The sequence below is a fragment of the Kaarinaea lacus genome, from assembly GCF_975902315.1.
The window spans coordinates 1-2564 of sequence record NZ_CDLKIE010000022.1 but is presented as its reverse complement, the minus strand read 5'-3'; the positions used below and the strand labels follow the sequence as shown (position 1 = coordinate 2564).

4 protein-coding genes are annotated in these 2564 nt (G+C 45.3%); 2 read left to right on the top strand and 2 right to left on the bottom strand.

Annotation, left to right across the window (positions count from 1 at the left end; all coding sequences use genetic code 11):
• The first annotated feature begins 44 nt into the window (after positions 1-44).
• Complete coding sequence (locus ACWVCM_RS00370) at positions 45-557, top strand: ExbD/TolR family protein (RefSeq protein WP_455199708.1); 513 nt, start codon at positions 45-47, stop codon at positions 555-557.
• Positions 558-563: 6 nt separating this feature from the next.
• Positions 564-1526: a TonB family protein gene (locus tag ACWVCM_RS00365; RefSeq protein ID WP_455199707.1), complete on the top strand. Its 963-nt coding sequence runs from the start codon at positions 564-566 to the stop codon at positions 1524-1526.
• Between the two features lie 112 nt (positions 1527-1638).
• On the opposite strand, the gene ACWVCM_RS00360 is transcribed toward ACWVCM_RS00365, so the two are convergent.
• Positions 1639-2190 (bottom strand): cob(I)yrinic acid a,c-diamide adenosyltransferase, encoded by a 552-nt coding sequence (locus tag ACWVCM_RS00360; RefSeq protein WP_455199706.1) that lies wholly within the window; start codon positions 2188-2190, stop codon positions 1639-1641.
• A gap of 8 nt (positions 2191-2198) precedes the next feature.
• On the bottom strand, positions 2199-2564 hold a 366-nt coding region (locus ACWVCM_RS00355; RefSeq protein ID WP_455199705.1), incomplete at its 5' end, for an energy transducer TonB.

The window sequence follows — 2564 nt, the reverse complement described above, 5'->3', positions numbered from 1 at the left end:
GATAAAGCACCAGAACCGGTAATTAAAAGGAAAGGTAAGTAGTTATGCAAGCGCATTCTCGCCGAGCAAAACGGATGGAGCGACACCACAAGCGTCACAAGCAGGGCGCTGGCTTGAATATGATTTCGTTAATGGATATTTTTACCATCCTCGTTTTTTTCCTGTTGGTCAGCTCTACTACGGTGCAAGATCTTCCGAGTACCAAAAAAATCAAATTGCCGGAATCCATTGCTGATAAATTACCAAAAGAGACAGTTGTCATTGTGGTGAATAACGACGATATTCTGGTGCAAGGTAACAAGATAGTCGATGTAAATTCAGTTATCAGGTCGAGTAAGCCGGAGATAACGCCATTGAAAGAGGCGCTGTTGAATCAGGCAAAACGTATCATTGTCAAGAAAACGCCTGACGGCAAACCGATAAACCGGGATGTGACAATAATGGGTGATAAGGAAATTCCCTATAAATTGTTAAAGAAAATTATGTACACCTGCACCTTGGCGAGTTATGGCAATATTTCATTAGCTGTAATGAGGAAATCAGACAAAAGTGGGTAGTAAATAGTGGCGGCTTTATATCATTCATATCTTTTACCGTGGACAGCCATTCCAGAAGAGGATGCGCGCCTCAAGCGGAATCTGCAGGTTTCCCTGGTGCTGGCCATTGTTTTTGGATTGGTGGTACCGTTCCTGCCCGTTAAAAAAGTGGATAAAACGCAAGTGGAAGAACTTCCGCCTCGCCTGGCGCAACTGGTTGTTGAGAAACAAAAGCCAAAACCACCGCCACCGCCACCGAAGGTAGAAAAGAAGAAAGAGAAAAAGAAAGAAAAGCCTAAGGAAAAAAAGAAAGAGAAAAAGAAAGAAAAGCCAAAACCAAAGCCGAAGCCTAAGCCAAAGAAAAAGAGCCAGGCAGAACTTATAGCCGAGGCGCGAAAGAAGGCCAAGAGTACCGGGTTGCTGGCGCTGTCTGATGAATTATCGGACCTGCGGGATACATCACCCAAGCTGAGTAAGTCGAAAAAGCTATCGAAAGGTGCGACCCAGGCGAAAACTGTTAAACGCAGTATTCTTACATCCAATGTTGCCAGCTCGGGTAGCGGCGGTATTGATACCTCGAGCCTGAGTACTGGCGTTGGCCGTAGTAGCCTGGAAGGCCGCACGACAACACAAGTTGAAAGTCCGGTTGAGCAGGTTGCACAAAATGCCAGGGTAGAAAGTGACAAACGAAGTAAAAAGCCTAGTCGTACTTACGAAGAAGTTTCTCTGGTGTTTGATAAAAACAAGGGATCTATATATTCCATTTACAATCGAGCATTGCGCAAAGATCCAACTTTGGAAGGGAAAATCGTCATTGAAATAACCATCGATCCGACTGGTGCTGTTACCAATGTGAAAATTGTATCCAGCGAATTGAATTCACCTGCGCTCGAGAAGAAATTGATTGCGCGCATCAAGCTATTCAACTTTGGACCGAAAGAAGTTGAAACATTGATTGTAACTTACCCAATCGATTTTCTACCGCCCTAGGTTCTCCACTCCGTTTGCAGGCATAGATCATCCGGGTGCCAGCCAACTTCAGTAGCCGATTTGTTGTGTGGGATTGATTTGAGCGAGATGGCTGGCGCTATTAGTTGCTGCTTTATGATTTGCGCTCTGCTTGCCAGAGAATGTCAGGATGTCCGTTCTGTTTATTAATGTGCCGGGCCAGCACAAACAATAAATCCGATAGTCTATTCACGTACTGCAGAATAAATTCAGATACAGCCACTTCGTTATGCAGGCTTATCAGGCTGCGTTCTGCGCGGCGGCACACCGTTCGCGCCAGATGAATGTATGCCGCAGCGGGTGTACCTCCGGGTAATATAAAATCTTTGAGTGGTTCGAGGTTCTCATTGAGATTATCGAGCTGTTGTTCCAGGTCTGTGACATGCTGTTGCCCGATAAGCCGATGCCCGGGGAGTGATAATTCTCCACCCAGGTTAAACAAATCGTGCTGAATATTAATGAGTATATCCTGTATGCCAGCTTCAAGATCCCGCGCTAGTACGATCCCGAGCACGCTATTGAGTTCATCTATATCACCTATTGCTTTTATGCGGGCGTGATCTTTGTTAACACGGCTGCCATCACTTAGGCCTGTTGTACCCTTGTCACCAGTACGCGTGTAGATTTTTGATAGACGATTTCCCATAATCGGTTTTAAATATCCACTAATTTATAATGTACGGGCAGCACAGTATCCAAATGCAGGCCGTTTAGCCAGATACTGGCATTCTGTAAACTGGAAATCCGGTTAAGTGTATTGAGTGCGGCCTGATCCAGAACCGGAAATCCTGACGTTGATAATACTTGAATGTTGGTAAGCTGGCCATTTGATTCAATGCGTAAGCCCAGTTTTACTGTGCCTTGCCAACCATTTCGTCTTGCCAGTCGAGGGTAACTGAAATACTGATCAAGCGCCTGGTTCAGGTGTGCATTTATCCTGGCTACCTGCTGTTGAGAAAGCGTTTTTAACACGACTTCTGCAGGATGAATATCTGGAGCGATGACATTGCTGTGTTCTTT

What these genes read in the sequence shown, in the direction of transcription:
- ACWVCM_RS00370 (WP_455199708.1), top strand. Translation starts at nt 45, where the DNA reads ATGCAAGCGCATTCTCGCCGAGCAAAACGGATGGAGCGACACCACAAG.
- ACWVCM_RS00360 (WP_455199706.1), bottom strand. Translation starts at nt 2,190, where the DNA reads ATGGGAAATCGTCTATCAAAAATCTACACGCGTACTGGTGACAAGGGT.